This window comes from Halocatena marina, assembly GCF_023276375.1.
GTDB lineage: Archaea > Halobacteriota > Halobacteria > Halobacteriales > Haloarculaceae > Halocatena > Halocatena marina.
The window spans coordinates 747,974-762,629 of record NZ_JALLPK010000001.1; the positions used below are offsets into that span (position 1 = coordinate 747,974).

Consider the following 14,656-nt stretch of genomic DNA (forward strand, 5'->3'; position numbering starts at 1 on the left):
CTCGACCGATCCGAACCGTTATGTCGCTCCCAGGCTGGCGTTCGATATGTCCGCCGATCTCGAAGAAAAGACCGAACGGTACGAACGTCTGTTATCGGAGGCGATCGATGCCGCAACGATTGCCCCTCCCGCGGGGACACCGTTGGCAGAAAGCGCCGCTGAATGCCACGAAATGGCCGCCTCGTACCTCGATGACGGACGTCACTTCAAGAAACAAGGCGACACAGTCAATGCACTCGCGGCGTTCTCGTACGGTCACGCGTGGCTCGATGCGGGTGCTCGTATCGGTATCTTCGATGTTCCGACAGATGGACACTTATTCACAGTTTGATCATATTGTGTTAAAAACACTAACCGCAATACGCCCACCGAACAGACGGTGTGTTTACATACAGGGGCTACGATCGGGTGAGTGATGGAAGGTGTCCTCTGGTACGTGCTGACGGGCACACGTGGCGGGCCCAACCGGGTGCGTATCCTGCGTGCTCTCGATGAGCAGCCACGCAACGCCAACCAGCTAGCAGAGGATTTGGATCTCGATTACAAAACGGTCCGACATCACCTTGACGTACTGATGGATAACAATGTACTGACTAACAGTGGCGACGATTACGGAGCGGTGTACCTCCCGAGCGATCAAGCGCGTCATCACTGGGAGATCATCGAGACGATCATCGAGCAGGTGGACGGATGAATCGGGACAGATTGAGCGTGACAAGTATGGCTGAATTTGGGCTAGTGTATATATGGCGGACAGGGGTTAGGATGACACAATGACGGGGCTAGTCGATCTCATGCGAGTGGTCCTGGGGATCAATCTCGTTCTCCTTGCTAGCCTTGGCTACGTGTGGGCAAACAACGCGTGGAAATTCCGCTCGAAACACACGATTGGGTTGTTTGTTTTCGCCCTGCTCCTGTTCGCCGATAATGGACTCTCGTTCTATTTCTTTGTGTTCCACGATGTACTCACTGGATGGATCACAGATCCGACGCTCGTCCCACCGATTGCTCAGTACGCGATGCTCTCGGTTCGGGTACTGGAGCTCTGTGGCCTCCTCTTTCTTACGTGGGTCACATGGGACTGATCGGCGTTCGTATGATCGTCCCATTCAACATCTGTTCCGTCAGATGATCTCTTGTTCTAGCAGCACTGCGTACATCTCGTAAGCAAACACGACTCCCACGAGTACGATTGATCCCCACGTCAGAAACGTGAAGGTGGTCGTACCGATCATTGGTCGTTCCCTCGTTGTCCACTGCCGTCTGCCATCGGTTCGTGTTCGTCGAGTCGCTGGATTTTCTGTTCAAATTGCTCGAAGTCGAACTGTCCCTTAGAGCCAAGCGAGGCGAGTACAGTCAGTGCGGCGGAAACGATGCCAGCGCTGAGGAACGACGCGAAGTATGACGCGGCCGGAAGTCCCGATGCGAACGGGAGGAGTGGCCGTGCCAGTGGGAAGAACAGTCCGCCGACGATCAGTCCGGCGACGCTCGCAAGAAGTGCGCCTGTCTCCGATAACCGAGCGAAGTACAGACCAGAGAGAAGCGGAATGAACGTCGCCACGGCAAGTAGGTCGGCGGTAAAGAAGATTGCGAGAACGCTGTATCCCTGTGCGCCGATGACGATCGCTGCGAGTGCAACGACGACGGTGAGAGCACGCGCACTCGCTGTGAGTGTCTCATCGCTTAGTTCGAGAACACGCGGGAGATCGGCTGTGACGATGCTTGAAAGCGCATTTAGCAGGGTGTCTGCGCTGCTCATTACGAGCAGGACAGCAAGAATGACGATACCGAGAACAATGCTATCGGGAAACGCCTCGTCGACGACGAGAAAAAAGGCGATACTCGCGTTGCCGTCGATGAGATTCAACCCTTGTGCAGCGAGACCGAACAGTCCGGAGACGAATATCATTGGAATGATGGCAACGGCAGTGACGAGGAACGACCGCTGGAGCACACGATCGTTCTCAGCCGCATAGATTCGTTGCCACCACGCCTGGTTCAGCATCTCCGCGCCGAGGACAGCAACAGCGATGTAAACGCCGAACTGTATCCCGGAAACAAAGCCAAGATTCAGAAGCTGGGGGTTCGAACTGACAGCGCCCTCGTAGACTGCCCCAGCGCCACCGAGTTCGAGCAGAGCGAACCCGAAGCCGATAGCCAGCAAGGGTAGTATGAGCAACGTTTGAACGGTGTCTGTGAAGATGCTCGCACGAAGTCCTCCATAGGTGGTGTACACGAGAACGAATCCACCGATGAGAGCAGCGGTCTGCCATGCTGGAACACCTGCAACGAGTGACAGGGCACCGGTGATCCCTGTCATTTCGGCTGCGAGAAATGTGAACATATACGCAATGCTCACTACAAGCACGTAGACGTACATCGCCGTCCCGTACCGGGCGTGAGTGTACTCTGTGAGTGAGTGACCGTGCGGAATTAGCTCTCGAATACGTGGTCCAATCACCGCATACACCACCATCGGAAGTGCACTCCCAAGTGCGTATCCGAGAACTGCTGTGATACCACCGAAGGCAGCACCAGCTTCGGCAGGCGATAGCAGAATCCATGCGCCCATACTCGATGCAATGAGTGTTGCCGTGAGCGTTCCCTCTCCTGCACTCCCTCGTGCGCTGATGTAGTCCTCGACGGTTTCGATCTGTCCACGAGCGAACAATACGCCGAGTATCGAAACCACTCCGACCACGAGAGTTGTCACACCAAGGACGATCGACGACTGAGTCACAAGAAATCACTTCTTCGAATCATTACCCAGTGATATCTCTCGATAGTACATAGATGTGATGACTGAGAAATCGTTCATAGACGAAACATTATTATTGGTAGTGTGTGGCACGGCCGATCGAGAGATACCTCTGACAGATACAATAACTGAAGGTTATTGTACTGCCTTCGTATGGTTTTGGCCGCGGCAGCGACGAAACATTTTTATACTTTACGGACTTACTGCGGGTAAGCAGATTGTGCGGAGACGGGTTCTCGATTTATTTGCCCGCGAGCCGCGCATCAGGTGTAACCATGAGCGATTCAACAATTCGAACATACACAGAAGAGACGACTGAATCCTCGTCCGAAGAGGAACACGAGCGTGAGCACGAGTCGACTTCCGCTTGTCCGGAGTGCGGTGGCCGACTGATGAGCGATAACGAACACGGAGAGACTGTCTGTGGAGAGTGTGGACTGGTTGTTGAGGAGGACTCGATCGACCGTGGGCCGGAGTGGCGCGCGTTCGACGCCGCTGAGAAAGATCAGAAGAGCCGGGTTGGTGCGCCGACCACCACGATGATGCACGACAAGGGCCTGTCGACGAATATCGGCTGGCAGGACAAAGACGCATACGGCAATTCCCTGTCTTCGCGTCAACGTCAGAAGATGCAGCGTCTGCGCACGTGGAACGAACGATTCCGCACACGGGACTCCAAAGAGCGCAACCTGAAACAGGCACTCGGCGAAATCGATCGCATGGCTAGCGCACTCGGTCTTCCCGAGACCGTTCGAGAGACTGCGAGCGTCATCTACAGACGCGCGCTTGCCGAGAACCTCTTGCCCGGCCGAAGCATTGAGGGCGTTTCGACGGCCGCACTCTACGCTGCTGCCCGGCAGGCTGGTACCCCAAGAAGCCTCGATGAGATCACGATGGTCTCACGAGTGGATAAGATGGAGTTGACCCGCACGTACCGGTACGTCGTGCGCCAGCTCAACCTCGAGATCAAACCTGCCGATCCGGAGAGCTACGTCCCCCGATTTGCGAGCGATCTCGATCTCCCTGAGGAGGTCACCCGTCGCGCACGGGATCTGATCGGCAACGCACGCGATGCAGGAATACTGAGTGGCAAGAGTCCAGTCGGTCTGGCGGCGGCGGCCATCTACGCTGCCTCGCTGCTGTGCAACCAGAAAGTCACCCAGAGCCAAGTGTCGGATGTTGCCAATATCTCTGAGGTCACCATTCGAAACCGCTATAAGGAGATTCTGGAAGCGGATGCCCATCCGGCAGTCTAATCTACCGTTTGATTGCTGACTCGATCGACGGTGGTCAAGCTTTTTACCACTGGCAACCGCATCGTTCGAGTATGCCGACTGAAACGTACGTGAGATTACTCTGTCCCGAATGTGGCAAACGGTGGGAAGCATCTCCCAACGATCTTCCGGAACCAAGCGAAGAGTTTCACTGTCCTGGCTGTCACGCAGGTCGGCGAATGTCGGAGTTCACACGCACTGAACGCGATCTTGAGACGCTCAAGACATTAGGTTGATACTAATTTTACTTTAAGAAAGTAACGACTTTCATTCGCAAGCTAACAGATATACACTGTTTACTGAACCGATCATTTTTCTTTCCAGTGGTTATTCGGCAGAAGTATGAAACCCTCTTGAGTGGCCGGCAGAGACGCTCTATCGCCGACACGTGATAACGTGACTCAAGGTAATACTATATGCCCCCAGTCACTATCTGTTTTCGACCATGAAAAAGCAGGAACTGATCCACCTTCACGGTCTGCTTGCAGAGGTATCCAATCACTACGAACTTCGAAGTGAGAATACAATTGATCACACCAAGTACGAGGAACTTGGGGTTCAACCGACATCTATACACAAATCAAAAACCGATCACAAGGAGGCTGTTTTTATGCTGGCCACAGGAATCACCGATGAAATAGTTGCTGTCGAAGACGAGCAGCCCATCTCGGCAGCCGCCGACTGATCTCGTCAGTGCGCGTTCTCCGATCAATTACTGCTGAATGACAATTATCTCTTGCTCTCGAAAGTGTCGACTATTTCTCTCCGATGAGGTCCTGAAACTCGGGAAGAATATCTTCATCTGATGCGTCCGATTCAGTTGTTGACTCGGTGCTCTCATCGGTGTCTGCTTGGGAATCGTCGATCTCTTCGGAGTCATCTTCGATGACGTCGACCTCAACAATATCGAGTGGCACCTTTTGCATTCGCTGGCCGATCTCTTTGCGAGCAATCCGCGAGGCGTGTTCTTCATCTTCAACGTTGAACACTGTCATTTCGAGTTCGAGTGAGACGAGCGCCTCGTCTGCGGCGACGAACGCAGGATCAATCTCCTCTTCACAGTGTGGACATGCTCGTGTGCCCATGGATATTTCGACGTAGTTGAGGTCGGGATTGAGCATGTCTCCGGTTTTTGAGATCGCTATGCGCACAGCTTCATCGGCAGAACCGACATCGTAGACGGGTATCGCCGCCTCGACGACGACGCGACAGTCCATAGATACACTTCGCTGTCTGACCGTATGAACCTTCGCCTCGATCGAAAGCTCGAAACCTTCGTCGGTCATCCTGTTGGGTGATGGAACAGGGTTTCATTTCTCTTGATTCGATACCCGGTGACTTCGACCTCCAATCGACCATCGAGAGCGGACAGAGTTACATGTGGTCGCGCGACGATGGGCGGATGTACGAGGAAACGCCTGCGTATGGTGGGACTGCCTGGTACTACACCGCCTTTTCGCGCCCGACGAATGGCGAACCATCCGTTGTTCGTGTCCGCCAACATGACCATCGACTCGAATGGGAGGCGACGTTTGACGCCCGTGACGCCCTTGTTCAGCTGTTGCGACTCGATGATGATCTTGAAGCGATCATATCCGAGACGGTCGATGATTCACTCGTCCGGACAGCGTATGAGACGTATCGTGGAATGCGTCTCGTTCGTGATCCACCATTTCCGACGCTCATTTCGTTTATTTGTTCGGCACAGATGCGAGTCTCGCGCATCCACGGCATGCAGCGCGCACTTGCTCGAAAGTTCGGCGACACGATCAAATTCGACGGGATGACGTACCACGCCTTTCCGACCGCAGAGCAACTCGCCACAGCGACTGAATCGGAGCTCCGAGAGCTGAAGCTCGGATACCGCGCACCGTACGTCGCGTCGACAGCCAAAATGGTTGCAGCTGGTGAGGCACATCCCGAGGACGCCATCGGAATGGACTACGAAGCGGCACGTGAGTATCTCACTCGCTTTGTTGGTGTTGGAGAGAAAGTCGCCGATTGTGTCCTCCTCTTCTCGCTCAATTACCTCGAAGCTGTTCCGCTCGATACATGGATCCGTGGGGCAATCGCTGATCACTACCCTGAGTGCGATCGCGGGAGCTACGCTGAAACTTCACGAGCGATCCGAGAACGCTTTGGTGGAACATACGCTGGCTACGCACAGACGTACGTGTTTCACTACCTACGAGCGAATGAGTCACCAAGCGAATAGACGACAGATCAGAATCTTTTGAAATCCTCCGATACAGTCCCATAGCCTTAAGCATTGGGCCCGTTTTCACGTCTGGAAAACAATGTGTCGTTTATATGCTCTTCACGAGAATACGTATGAGTGCGGGCATCCGGTCCCGTTGACTACGGGTATCCGGGGCTCACAGCGGCGTACTGGCCATTTCCACTAATTTTTCCATGTGTCAAAAACGAACCGAAATGGACGATACTCGGAGCAAAAGCATCTCTAAGCGGAAAGTGTTAATCAGAGGGTGTTCCTGTAGATAGTATGGCGTTTACCCTCCGGGAGACGCTTCGATCCGGTCTCTCTCTCGTCCGTTCGCGCAACGGAGCCATCCTGATCGGGACGTTTGCCCTTATCAGCTTATTTCAGGGTGGCTTCGTCTGGATCATCTCGGCGATGTATGTTCCGCTCGGGAGCAATGCCCTGGCATCCACACCGGCTGGTCCAACGCCGGGTACAGCGCTTCCTAGCTTCGTGGCTGTTCCTGCGGTTCTCCTTGCAAGCGTTACGGGCGGTATTTTCACAATCCCCGTACAGATTGTCGCCATCAGAACCATGGTGAGTAGACACACCGATCGTATCCCCGAGGAGTTCATCTTTCACAATATGGGGTGGGCAACACTACACAGCCTTCTCGGTTCGTGGTTCGTTTCCATTCTCGTCGGAGTCACTGGACTCGTGTGTTTGTTGCCCGGCATGCTCATTCTGTTCGCTGTGATGGACGCACCAACGCAGTCGTGGATGCTTGGGAGTTGGTTAGGGAATAGTGGGATCGGACTATTCGTTCTCATTCTTCTTCTCCCGAGCGCTTTCCTCGGTGTGAGTTTGCTTTTTGTCGGTCAAGAGATTGCCGTCAAAGACCGAAATCTGATTCAAGCGATTGTGGGCAGCTGGCGACAGTGTCGCGGACACCGTGTTCGCCTCCTGCTCCTTTCGCTAGTTCCGACTCTCATCCAAACAGGTGTACTGATGCTCGTTTTCGTTCGACTTGATCAAGTATGGGCTCAGAGTCTCATCTTCGTCGAAACAGCCATCGTGCAAATGACGATATTGGCGATCATGGCACGTGCGTACGTCGCCGTCCACAATGACACCGTCATTCCGATTGCTGGTGCGTCGCGGCGAGAGGATTGACGGTGTCGTTCGGGTTCGAAATGTGTCGACAACCACGACGATTGTACCACCTCCGGCTGCGTAGTGCTGTCGCTGCGGGTCGTTTTCCTGTCTCAGTGATGCATAAACGTAATACAGCTATAGAAACCTCCTCGCCAAGAGACGGTTCAAATATCACCTCCGATACAGTGACTTGGCTGATGTAACCGGCGAAGTTTCATCTTGGTTCGTGCTCGCTGCAGTGTATTTTAGTCACTTGATTGGTGAGTAATTAGTATGCTTCATGAAGCGCTCGCCGATACCCTTCGGGCTGAGACAATCGCACCAGAATGTATCCGGCCTGCATGGAATGACTACTGCTTCGCCAATGTTCCTGATACCGTGCTGTCACTGTTCGGTAATGGTTCGAAGGCCGTCCGTCCACTTCCTGATGCTGTTTTCGACGGTGTTATGACAGAGTTCGACCACGTTGTACTCGCATTCATCGACGGATTCGGCTGGAACCACTTTCAGCGCGTTCGGCATGATCACTCGTTTCTAACCCGATTGACCGAGCATGCGACGGTCACGCCATTGACGGCGGGCTATCCAAGCGAAACCGCGGCTGCGGTCTCCACGATTCACACTGGTCATCAACCGGTTGAACACGGTGTACTGGGTTGGGATGCTCACGTTCCGTCGCTCGGTGGATACATCCAGACACTTCCGTTCACTGACCACGAGCACACACCGCTCGGTGAGGTCCGTACCAACCCAGACCCTGCCGATCTGATCGATGAATCGACACTCTACGAACGTCTCGACGCCCGCTCGGTTCTCATTCAGCCCGCGAGAATCAACGAAAACCCGTATAACGCGCAGGTTACTCGCGGGGCCAAACTCGTAAATTACGAAAATTCCGCACAGGCTGCCTACCGAGTGCGTGCGCAATTGGAAGGGACGACAGAACCGACGTACTGTTACTGCTATCTCTCACACGTGGACACATTTTCTCATACACACGGCGTCGTTCACGAGGAAACTGATGCCCAGCTCGCAAGCGTTTGTCGCGCTATCGAGCGAGAGATTGTCGAAAAACTCGATCCCACGGTCGCCGAGCGCACACTACTGCTCGTGCTGGCCGATCACGGAGAAATTGATACGATCCCTCCTGAGCGGATCAACAGTGGCTCATTCGACCTTGACAGACATCTCCAGCGGGACGAGCAGGGAAACCCAATTCCAGTAGTTGGCGGTCCGCGTAATCTCCAGTTTCATGCCCGTGAAGGCCACCGAAACGCGCTACATACGGCCCTCGAAGACTGTCTCACACCACTTGACCCGCTCGTGCTCGATCGCGAGCGGATCATCGACGAAGACCTCTTTGGCGATCGAGAGCCAAGCGAGCGATTCAAGCGGCGGTGTCCAGATGTGCTTGTGGTGCCTCGAACGGGATTCGCACGTGATGCCGACGACCCTCTCACGAAGGTCGGGATGCACGGTGGGCTGCATCCTGATGAGATGCTGATTCCCTTCGCTGCCGCACGGATCGACGCCCTACAGGAGTGAGATGATAGCTACCAGAGACGGAGTAGAGGTCTCTTGGACACTCGTTTCATGTGTGTATGCGCCTACTCTGCGATGGGTCCCTCTTAGATGACTACGTCACCGTACACAGTACTCTTGTTGGGCTGGTTCTTTCGTCGCGTTCCTATTCTCTCACCCGTCAAAATCGCCGTTGACGATGTCTGCGACTCGCTGTCGATCGAACAATTTCTCATTGCTTGTCACTTCCCCGAAGACATCAGGATACAACTGCTGTGCGCCACGTTCAGTAAGAAACAGATTGTGGATTGGCCCTTGGTTGAGGTAGCCACCACGGTATACGCGTCCGTTCTGCACGGCCGTTAACTCGCTACCAACGGGATGGTTCTGCATATAATCGAGTACTGTCTTGCGGAATTCGGACACTGACTTTCGCTCGTGACCGCGGATGAGAATCACGTCTGGATCGATTTCGAGCAGGTTCTCGTAGTCGAGTTCGCTGCGGTTGCTGGTGCTGAGATTCTCGATAGCAGTCCCCGCGAGCGCGTCGGTAGCGCCGAGAAGACGCCACTGTTTCTTGCTCGTTCCCTTGTCGTCGAGTCGGTACGGTGAGAAGGTCTTCGGTTCTGTCGTTCCTTCGTAGGTGAGAAACACGCTCGGTCGCTTATCGGCGGGCGGGAGTCGCGTCCGAATCTCCGCAGTATAATCGTCATGAAGCTGCTTGAACGCCCGATACCGCTCCTGCTCGTGGAAGAGCTCTGCAATCTTCTCGAAGGCCTCATACATCGTGTAGTAGCGGTAATCGTGCCATTCATCGGACCGACGGAAGATCAAATTACAGAAAAATGGTGCAACGTTACTAGCGATTTCATCAACGTCCGACTGATTCCACTCGAACCAGTTGATGAGCATCTGTGGATCGTACAAGTGAACATCGTTGTCAAGCTCGTAGAACTGCTCTTTGGTTCGGATTTCTGGGTTTGCCTCGATTTGATCTCGATCGACGCTCACGCCAGGCAGCTCGTCGTAGATAGCGGTGTAATAGCGGTCGGCGTTTCCGATGCCGGTAATCCCGCTTGCCTTCCCAAGTGCGACGCCCATATCTGCGTACCCACCGTCGTAAGCGATCCACCGTTCAGGAACCGACTCGAATGAAATTTCACCGACCGGTTCCATTGTGACTGAATAGGAACTGGTCGCTGTAGCATTGTTTGCCGCAGTTGACGGTCCGTTCCCCGAATCGCCAACACATCCGGCGAACAGTCCACTGACGATCGCTGCTCCACCGTACTTGACACAGTCTCGCCGTGTCAGTTTCCCACTCCGTGTCGTATTATTGGTCTCCATGATCACGAACCCTCAGTGATGATATCAGCAACCCGCTGGCGGTCGAACAACTGATTACCACCGAATACGTCCGGGTAAAGTCTCTGAGCGGCCTGTTCGAGCTGAAAGAGATGAATAATAGGTCCTTGATACGTCAGCCCACCGTAGATGACGCGATCATTCTGAACAGCTCGAAGTTTGCTCGCTATCTCGTGGTTCTGCAAATGTGGAACGATCTTTTCGTCGATGTATTTCTGCGTGATTTCGCCTTGAAGTCTGATTGCGAGGATATCTGGATCGAGCTCCAGCAGGGTTTCATAATCGATTGTAGCACCGCCTGCTTGCGCGTCTGTGATGTCATTCTGCGCTAATGCGTCCCGAACGTTCAGCTCATTCCAGTGCTTGGATTGGGTTCCTTTTCCAATCCGATACGGGTAGAATGATTCTGGCGGCACTTCCGCAGGATACAGAACAGCAATATTGGGTTGCTCATTCGGGAGGCGTTTCTCTACGTCTGTGAGCACCTCATCGTGATACTGCTTGAACGCCTCGTAGCGTGCCTGCTCCTGAAACACTTGCGCGACCTTCTCGAAGGCCTCATACATCGTGTAGTCGGCGTAATCGTGCCAGTTGTAGACACGAGAAAAGATCGTATTCCCGATGAATGGTGCGACAGTATCACGAATCTCCGTGACATCGTCCTGATTCCACTGAAGTCGGTTCACCATGAAGTTCGGATCGATGAGGTGGATATCGACATCAAGTTCGTAGAAGACCTCCTTCCCGGTGCCATCCTGCCAGAGCTGCGTAAGTTTGCTCTTGTCGACTGAAACGCCAGGTATTGCCTCGTAGACGTGCGACCCAAATCGAGCGCGATGACCAATGGCAGACAGTCCGTCGCTTTGGCCCAGTGCGACACCCATATCCGCATAGTCACCGGTAAACGAGAACCACGTTTCTGGGACGTCATCGAACGTAACTGACCCAACTGGCTCCATCGTCACTGAGTATGAGGAACCTGCAGCTGTCTCGTCTGTATTTTCGGTGTCGCTGTCTGTCGCCATCACCGTCTTGTTCGTAGTCGACGGTGATTCGGAGCTATTGTTACCAGCACAGCCCGCAAGTAGACAGCCACCGATGAGAGTGCCACCGTACTTCAGGTAGTCGCGCCGCGTCGGTATTTCGAGTTCTGTACCGTTTACCATATGGTTTAGGCTCACCTAAATACACAAAGCCGTTTCGATTGTTAGGTTAGCCAAAAAATCGTCACTTAGTGAAAGTGCGGGCGTTGGTGTGATACTGTGATCCAGTCTCCTTGTCGTGTGAGATGCAGACAGATATGACTGATCGATGTCTGAGTCGGACACCCGTACTAAGTACGTGCGATCATCTCGTCAATCGTGATCCGTCTTGATCAGGTCTCCGTTTGCTGCGTACTTACGGATCGCATCGTCGTCCAGCGCGTCCAATATCTGATCGGTCCCAATTTCCTCGACGAGTTGTTGGAGGCCCGCTTTAGATTGATTCTCGACCGCAGTAGTGGAGCAACTCGTTTCGAACGCCCGGTCGATATACTGTTCACGCAGTTCTACGAATCGTTCATCACTCAGATCGTGATTGTCGTCGGCCTCGTGCTCGTAGTACTCACGCCACCGGTCGCGGTGCGCCCAGTCTCCCGAAAATTCCGATTCTCGCCGAAACATTATGGCTGCTTTGATCGATGAAGCTGTTAACCCATCAAAATCATCGTATTCGTCGGCTCCCTCGATATTTTTGGATAACATGGATGTCGACTCGACGCCATCAACCCCCTCCGATCTCACTCTCTAGAAAGTCAAGGCGCGTCGATAATCGGTCACTCGATCAAATCTTTGATGATCTTCTCCGGATCGATGTTTCGGGCACGAAGCTGTTCCTCAATAGAACAGAGGGTCTGGATAGTCCGGAGATCTGTGTTGTATTCTCGGAGTAGAACGCTATTGCGTCGGTAGCCATCGATCAGTCGTTCGTCGGACCACGTCTGGTAATGTGGTGACGCGGATTCGTCGATGCCAACACTACACATTTTTGAATTCAAATTCAGTGGGTGGTTCTTTTTCGTCATTGCCTGACATCCTTACTGGCGATATCCGCCATGTGCAGGCGATTGAGTACACTCATTCGGGGGTTCGGAGACGGTCTTTCGGTGGGCGTGGCCCGCCTCTGATGGTGTCTCTGTGGGAGTGCATCGTGCGTGACGATCTCTGTGGCCATGTGTTTTAGGCTGGCCTAAACAATAATAGTGATTCCGATTTTAGATGACGGACAGCATACTCAGCCACCTTTCGAGACATAAGAACTAGTTCCGGTGATCACACTGTATTCACCCAAGAACAAGAATGTGAAACGTCAGCGCTGAGACCAACGGTATGATGGAGAACGCGCTAACAGCGTGGCACTGCTAATCGCATTTCTCCACTACTTCTATTTCAACGAGTGGGTCTCCCAAGACGCCGTTCGCCGCTCAGTCGTAGCCCTTCCGGAAGCTTCGAAACTCGGTTCGGTGTGATTCCTCGTCACTTAGGATGCTGATAGCGAGGTCTTCGGTCACTGGATCGTCCGCTTCTCTGGCGGCATCAACGAGCGATCGGTACGTCTCGATCGCTTCTTCCTCGTACTCAATCACACCATCGATCACTGAGAGCACATCGGCCGTATCCTCTGGTGGTTGGAGTGATTCCTGTTGTGGTTCGAAATCGAACGACGCCGGTGGCTGAGCGTCGAGTTCTTTCAAGCGCTCCCCGATTCGCTCGGCGTGTCCGAGTTCTTCTCGTTTTGCATCGGAGCGGAGGCTCTCTTTGACCTCTTCTGCGCTGACGCCGTCGAGGACGACCGCGTTCGTCAGGTAGTTCATCACCGTCTCGATTTCATCGTTGTAAGCGCTTTGCAAAAGCTCGACTACCTGTTCATTGGTCATACAGTGTGTCTATACACGACCAAGAGCCTTAGTGGTAGGGGTCGACAGAGACCGATCCAGCGCTGTCACTGATTCGGTGCGTGCACGTCCTTGCACGCCTTCATGATGACCTTATTCATTGCGGGATGGACGTGGATCAGTGTGTTTTGGAGCTCATCGACTGTTATACCGTACTGAAAGGCAGGCGTGATTTCGTGGATGAGCATCGATGCTTCGTACCCGAGGATATGACAGCCGAGGATGTCTCGTGTTTCGGGATCAGTAAGCAGTTTGACGAACCCATGGTCGAGCTTTAGCGCCCGTGACATCGCGGTATCTGTGAATTCGGCACATCCGACGACATACTCTTGATCGTCGTCCTCAAGCTCTGATTCCGTTTTCCCGACTGCCCCGATCTGTGGTTCAGTGAAGACTGCATGGGGAAGCCCGGTGAAATCGGTCGTTCGTCGCTTCCCGTGGACGACGGTGTCGATTACGACCTCTCCCTCGTAGTCTCCGGAGTGTTTGAACATCCCGTTATCGGCGATATCGCCCATTGCCCAGACGTTCTCGACGCTCGTTTGGAGAGAGTCGTCGGTCTCGATGAACCCGTCTTCGTTCGTCGAGACGTTCGTTGCGTCGAGACCGATTCTATCCGTATTTGGTTGACGACCGAGCGCAACGAGGAGTGCATCGCCTTGCACTTCGATTTCGTCTTCGTCCTCTGATTCAGCGGTAACTGTGATCGTGTTTTCTGATTCGACAACGCTCGTGGCTCGATACCCAGTGAATACGTCGTGGCGTTCACGGGCGATTTCGGTGAACGATTCGGCGATTTCACTGTCCTCACGGGGAACGAGCGTATCCATCATCTCGATCAGCGCCACATCGACACCGAACGACCCAAAGTAGTAGCCGAGTTCCGCGGCGATGTATCCCCCACCGAGAATCACGAGCCGTTCCGGTCGCTCTTCTAATGTGAGCGCGTCGTCGCTCGTGAGGTAGTCGCTGTCAGTGAGACCATCGATCGCACCAGGAACGATCGGGTGGCTTCCGGCTGCAATAACGACCTTGTCGGCCGTGTGTCTCTCGCCGGTAGCCGTGAGTTCAATCGTACGATCATCGACGAAGCGGGCCTCTTCTTGAAACAACGTGAGATTCTCCTCGCTTTGCTTGTTCGCTCGGATTTCGTCGGCCGTGTCGGCGAGTTCCGCGTTCACCTCCCGAACGAACTCGGCAAAGCGAACGTCGTCGATGCTCGCATCGATTCCAAACTGGTCGGCATCCCGAATCCGGTTCACGAGATTCGCGTGTTGGATGAGCATCTTCGACGGATTACACCCCCGATTGAGACACAAGCCACCAAGTGGTCCCTTCTCGATGAGCGCTGTCTCTCGTCCGTCGGCGGCCGCTGCCGATGCGACTGTGTTGCCAGTGCCTCCGCCGAACACGATGAGATCGAACTCCGACATTGCAGCAGTAACTGA

18 protein-coding genes are annotated in these 14,656 nt (G+C 53.9%); 9 read left to right on the top strand and 9 right to left on the bottom strand.

Features of this window, described 5'->3' with window-relative positions:
• Positions 1–46: 46 nt before the first annotated feature.
• From MW898_RS03645 to MW898_RS03655, 3 genes are all read left to right on the top strand, one after another.
• Positions 47–331 (top strand): DUF357 domain-containing protein, encoded by a 285-nt coding sequence (locus MW898_RS03645; protein ID WP_248904632.1) that lies wholly within the window; start codon positions 47–49, stop codon positions 329–331.
• 84 nt (positions 332–415) lie between these two features.
• Positions 416–694: a winged helix-turn-helix domain-containing protein gene (locus MW898_RS03650; RefSeq protein ID WP_248904633.1), complete on the top strand. Its 279-nt coding sequence runs from the start codon at positions 416–418 to the stop codon at positions 692–694.
• Between the two features lie 79 nt (positions 695–773).
• On the top strand, positions 774–1,085 hold the full coding sequence (locus MW898_RS03655) for a DUF8036 family membrane protein (protein ID WP_248904635.1): 312 nt from the start codon (positions 774–776) through the stop codon (positions 1,083–1,085).
• A 146-nt stretch (positions 1,086–1,231) separates the two neighbouring features.
• Here the strand turns inward: MW898_RS03655 and MW898_RS03660 are convergent, their stop codons facing one another.
• Complete coding sequence (locus tag MW898_RS03660) at positions 1,232–2,740, bottom strand: sodium:solute symporter family transporter (RefSeq protein ID WP_248904637.1); 1,509 nt, start codon at positions 2,738–2,740, stop codon at positions 1,232–1,234.
• Between the two features lie 293 nt (positions 2,741–3,033).
• Here MW898_RS03660 and MW898_RS03665 point away from each other — a divergent pair, with 293 nt between their 5' ends.
• The 3 genes from MW898_RS03665 (at position 3,034) to MW898_RS03675 (ending at position 4,717) form a co-directional block, all read left to right on the top strand.
• Entirely contained in the window at positions 3,034–4,014 is a 981-nt protein-coding gene (locus MW898_RS03665; RefSeq protein ID WP_248904639.1) for a transcription initiation factor IIB, read from the top strand.
• Between the two features lie 71 nt (positions 4,015–4,085).
• Positions 4,086–4,268, top strand: coding sequence for a DUF7836 family putative zinc-binding protein (locus MW898_RS03670; protein ID WP_248904641.1), 183 nt, complete (start codon positions 4,086–4,088; stop codon positions 4,266–4,268).
• Positions 4,269–4,477: 209 nt separating this feature from the next.
• Complete coding sequence (locus MW898_RS03675) at positions 4,478–4,717, top strand: UPF0058 family protein (protein ID WP_248904643.1); 240 nt, start codon at positions 4,478–4,480, stop codon at positions 4,715–4,717.
• A gap of 70 nt (positions 4,718–4,787) precedes the next feature.
• On the opposite strand, the gene MW898_RS03680 is transcribed toward MW898_RS03675, so the two are convergent.
• Positions 4,788–5,249, bottom strand: coding sequence for a DUF555 domain-containing protein (locus MW898_RS03680; protein ID WP_248904644.1), 462 nt, complete (start codon positions 5,247–5,249; stop codon positions 4,788–4,790).
• An 80-nt stretch (positions 5,250–5,329) separates the two neighbouring features.
• On the opposite strand from MW898_RS03680, the gene MW898_RS03685 reads away from it, so the two are divergent.
• From MW898_RS03685 to MW898_RS03695, 3 genes are all read left to right on the top strand, one after another.
• Positions 5,330–6,247: a DNA-3-methyladenine glycosylase family protein gene (locus MW898_RS03685; RefSeq protein ID WP_248904645.1), complete on the top strand. Its 918-nt coding sequence runs from the start codon at positions 5,330–5,332 to the stop codon at positions 6,245–6,247.
• A gap of 288 nt (positions 6,248–6,535) precedes the next feature.
• Positions 6,536–7,405 (top strand): DUF7847 domain-containing protein, encoded by an 870-nt coding sequence (locus MW898_RS03690; RefSeq protein WP_248904646.1) that lies wholly within the window; start codon positions 6,536–6,538, stop codon positions 7,403–7,405.
• Between the two features lie 255 nt (positions 7,406–7,660).
• A complete protein-coding gene (locus MW898_RS03695; protein ID WP_248904647.1) occupies positions 7,661–8,932 on the top strand; it encodes an alkaline phosphatase family protein in 1,272 nt (423 codons plus the stop codon).
• 150 nt (positions 8,933–9,082) lie between these two features.
• Here MW898_RS03695 and MW898_RS03700 read toward each other — a convergent pair whose 3' ends face one another.
• From MW898_RS03700 to MW898_RS03730, 7 genes are all read right to left on the bottom strand, one after another.
• Positions 9,083–10,255, bottom strand: coding sequence for an ABC transporter substrate-binding protein (locus tag MW898_RS03700; protein ID WP_248904648.1), 1,173 nt, complete (start codon positions 10,253–10,255; stop codon positions 9,083–9,085).
• A gap of 2 nt (positions 10,256–10,257) precedes the next feature.
• Positions 10,258–11,439 carry an ABC transporter substrate-binding protein gene (locus MW898_RS03705; protein ID WP_248904649.1) on the bottom strand — a complete coding sequence of 394 codons (1,182 nt, stop codon included), beginning with the start codon at positions 11,437–11,439 and terminating at the stop codon, positions 10,258–10,260.
• A 189-nt stretch (positions 11,440–11,628) separates the two neighbouring features.
• Positions 11,629–12,057, bottom strand: coding sequence for a hypothetical protein (locus MW898_RS03710; protein WP_248904652.1), 429 nt, complete (start codon positions 12,055–12,057; stop codon positions 11,629–11,631).
• A 32-nt stretch (positions 12,058–12,089) separates the two neighbouring features.
• Positions 12,090–12,338, bottom strand: coding sequence for a hypothetical protein (locus MW898_RS03715; RefSeq protein ID WP_248904654.1), 249 nt, complete (start codon positions 12,336–12,338; stop codon positions 12,090–12,092).
• Positions 12,335–12,487 carry a hypothetical protein gene (locus tag MW898_RS03720; RefSeq protein ID WP_248904656.1) on the bottom strand — a complete coding sequence of 51 codons (153 nt, stop codon included), beginning with the start codon at positions 12,485–12,487 and terminating at the stop codon, positions 12,335–12,337. The genes MW898_RS03715 and MW898_RS03720 overlap by 4 nt, the downstream gene beginning before the upstream one ends.
• 250 nt (positions 12,488–12,737) lie before the next feature.
• Complete coding sequence (locus MW898_RS03725; protein ID WP_248904659.1) at positions 12,738–13,190, bottom strand: ferritin-like domain-containing protein; 453 nt, start codon at positions 13,188–13,190, stop codon at positions 12,738–12,740.
• Between the two features lie 65 nt (positions 13,191–13,255).
• The gene (locus MW898_RS03730) at positions 13,256–14,641 is read right to left on the bottom strand and encodes a dihydrolipoyl dehydrogenase family protein (RefSeq protein WP_248904661.1); all 1,386 of its coding nucleotides are present in this window, start codon (positions 14,639–14,641) and stop codon (positions 13,256–13,258) included.
• Between the last annotated feature and the right edge of the window lie 15 nt (positions 14,642–14,656).

Coding starts and splice junctions, on each gene's coding strand:
- MW898_RS03645 (WP_248904632.1), top strand. CDS start 47: ATGTCCGCCGATCTCGAAGAAAAGACCGAACGGTACGAACGTCTGTTA.
- MW898_RS03650 (WP_248904633.1), top strand. CDS start 416: ATGGAAGGTGTCCTCTGGTACGTGCTGACGGGCACACGTGGCGGGCCC.
- MW898_RS03655 (WP_248904635.1), top strand. CDS start 774: ATGACGGGGCTAGTCGATCTCATGCGAGTGGTCCTGGGGATCAATCTC.
- MW898_RS03665 (WP_248904639.1), top strand. CDS start 3,034: ATGAGCGATTCAACAATTCGAACATACACAGAAGAGACGACTGAATCC.
- MW898_RS03670 (WP_248904641.1), top strand. CDS start 4,086: ATGCCGACTGAAACGTACGTGAGATTACTCTGTCCCGAATGTGGCAAA.
- MW898_RS03675 (WP_248904643.1), top strand. CDS start 4,478: ATGAAAAAGCAGGAACTGATCCACCTTCACGGTCTGCTTGCAGAGGTA.
- MW898_RS03680 (WP_248904644.1), bottom strand. CDS start 5,249: ATGGACTGTCGCGTCGTCGTCGAGGCGGCGATACCCGTCTACGATGTC.
- MW898_RS03685 (WP_248904645.1), top strand. CDS start 5,330: ATGGAACAGGGTTTCATTTCTCTTGATTCGATACCCGGTGACTTCGAC.
- MW898_RS03690 (WP_248904646.1), top strand. CDS start 6,536: ATGGCGTTTACCCTCCGGGAGACGCTTCGATCCGGTCTCTCTCTCGTC.
- MW898_RS03695 (WP_248904647.1), top strand. CDS start 7,661: ATGCTTCATGAAGCGCTCGCCGATACCCTTCGGGCTGAGACAATCGCA.
- MW898_RS03700 (WP_248904648.1), bottom strand. CDS start 10,255: ATGGAGACCAATAATACGACACGGAGTGGGAAACTGACACGGCGAGAC.
- MW898_RS03705 (WP_248904649.1), bottom strand. CDS start 11,439: ATGGTAAACGGTACAGAACTCGAAATACCGACGCGGCGCGACTACCTG.
- MW898_RS03715 (WP_248904654.1), bottom strand. CDS start 12,338: ATGACGAAAAAGAACCACCCACTGAATTTGAATTCAAAAATGTGTAGT.
- MW898_RS03720 (WP_248904656.1), bottom strand. CDS start 12,487: ATGGCCACAGAGATCGTCACGCACGATGCACTCCCACAGAGACACCAT.
- MW898_RS03725 (WP_248904659.1), bottom strand. CDS start 13,190: ATGACCAATGAACAGGTAGTCGAGCTTTTGCAAAGCGCTTACAACGAT.
- MW898_RS03730 (WP_248904661.1), bottom strand. CDS start 14,641: ATGTCGGAGTTCGATCTCATCGTGTTCGGCGGAGGCACTGGCAACACA.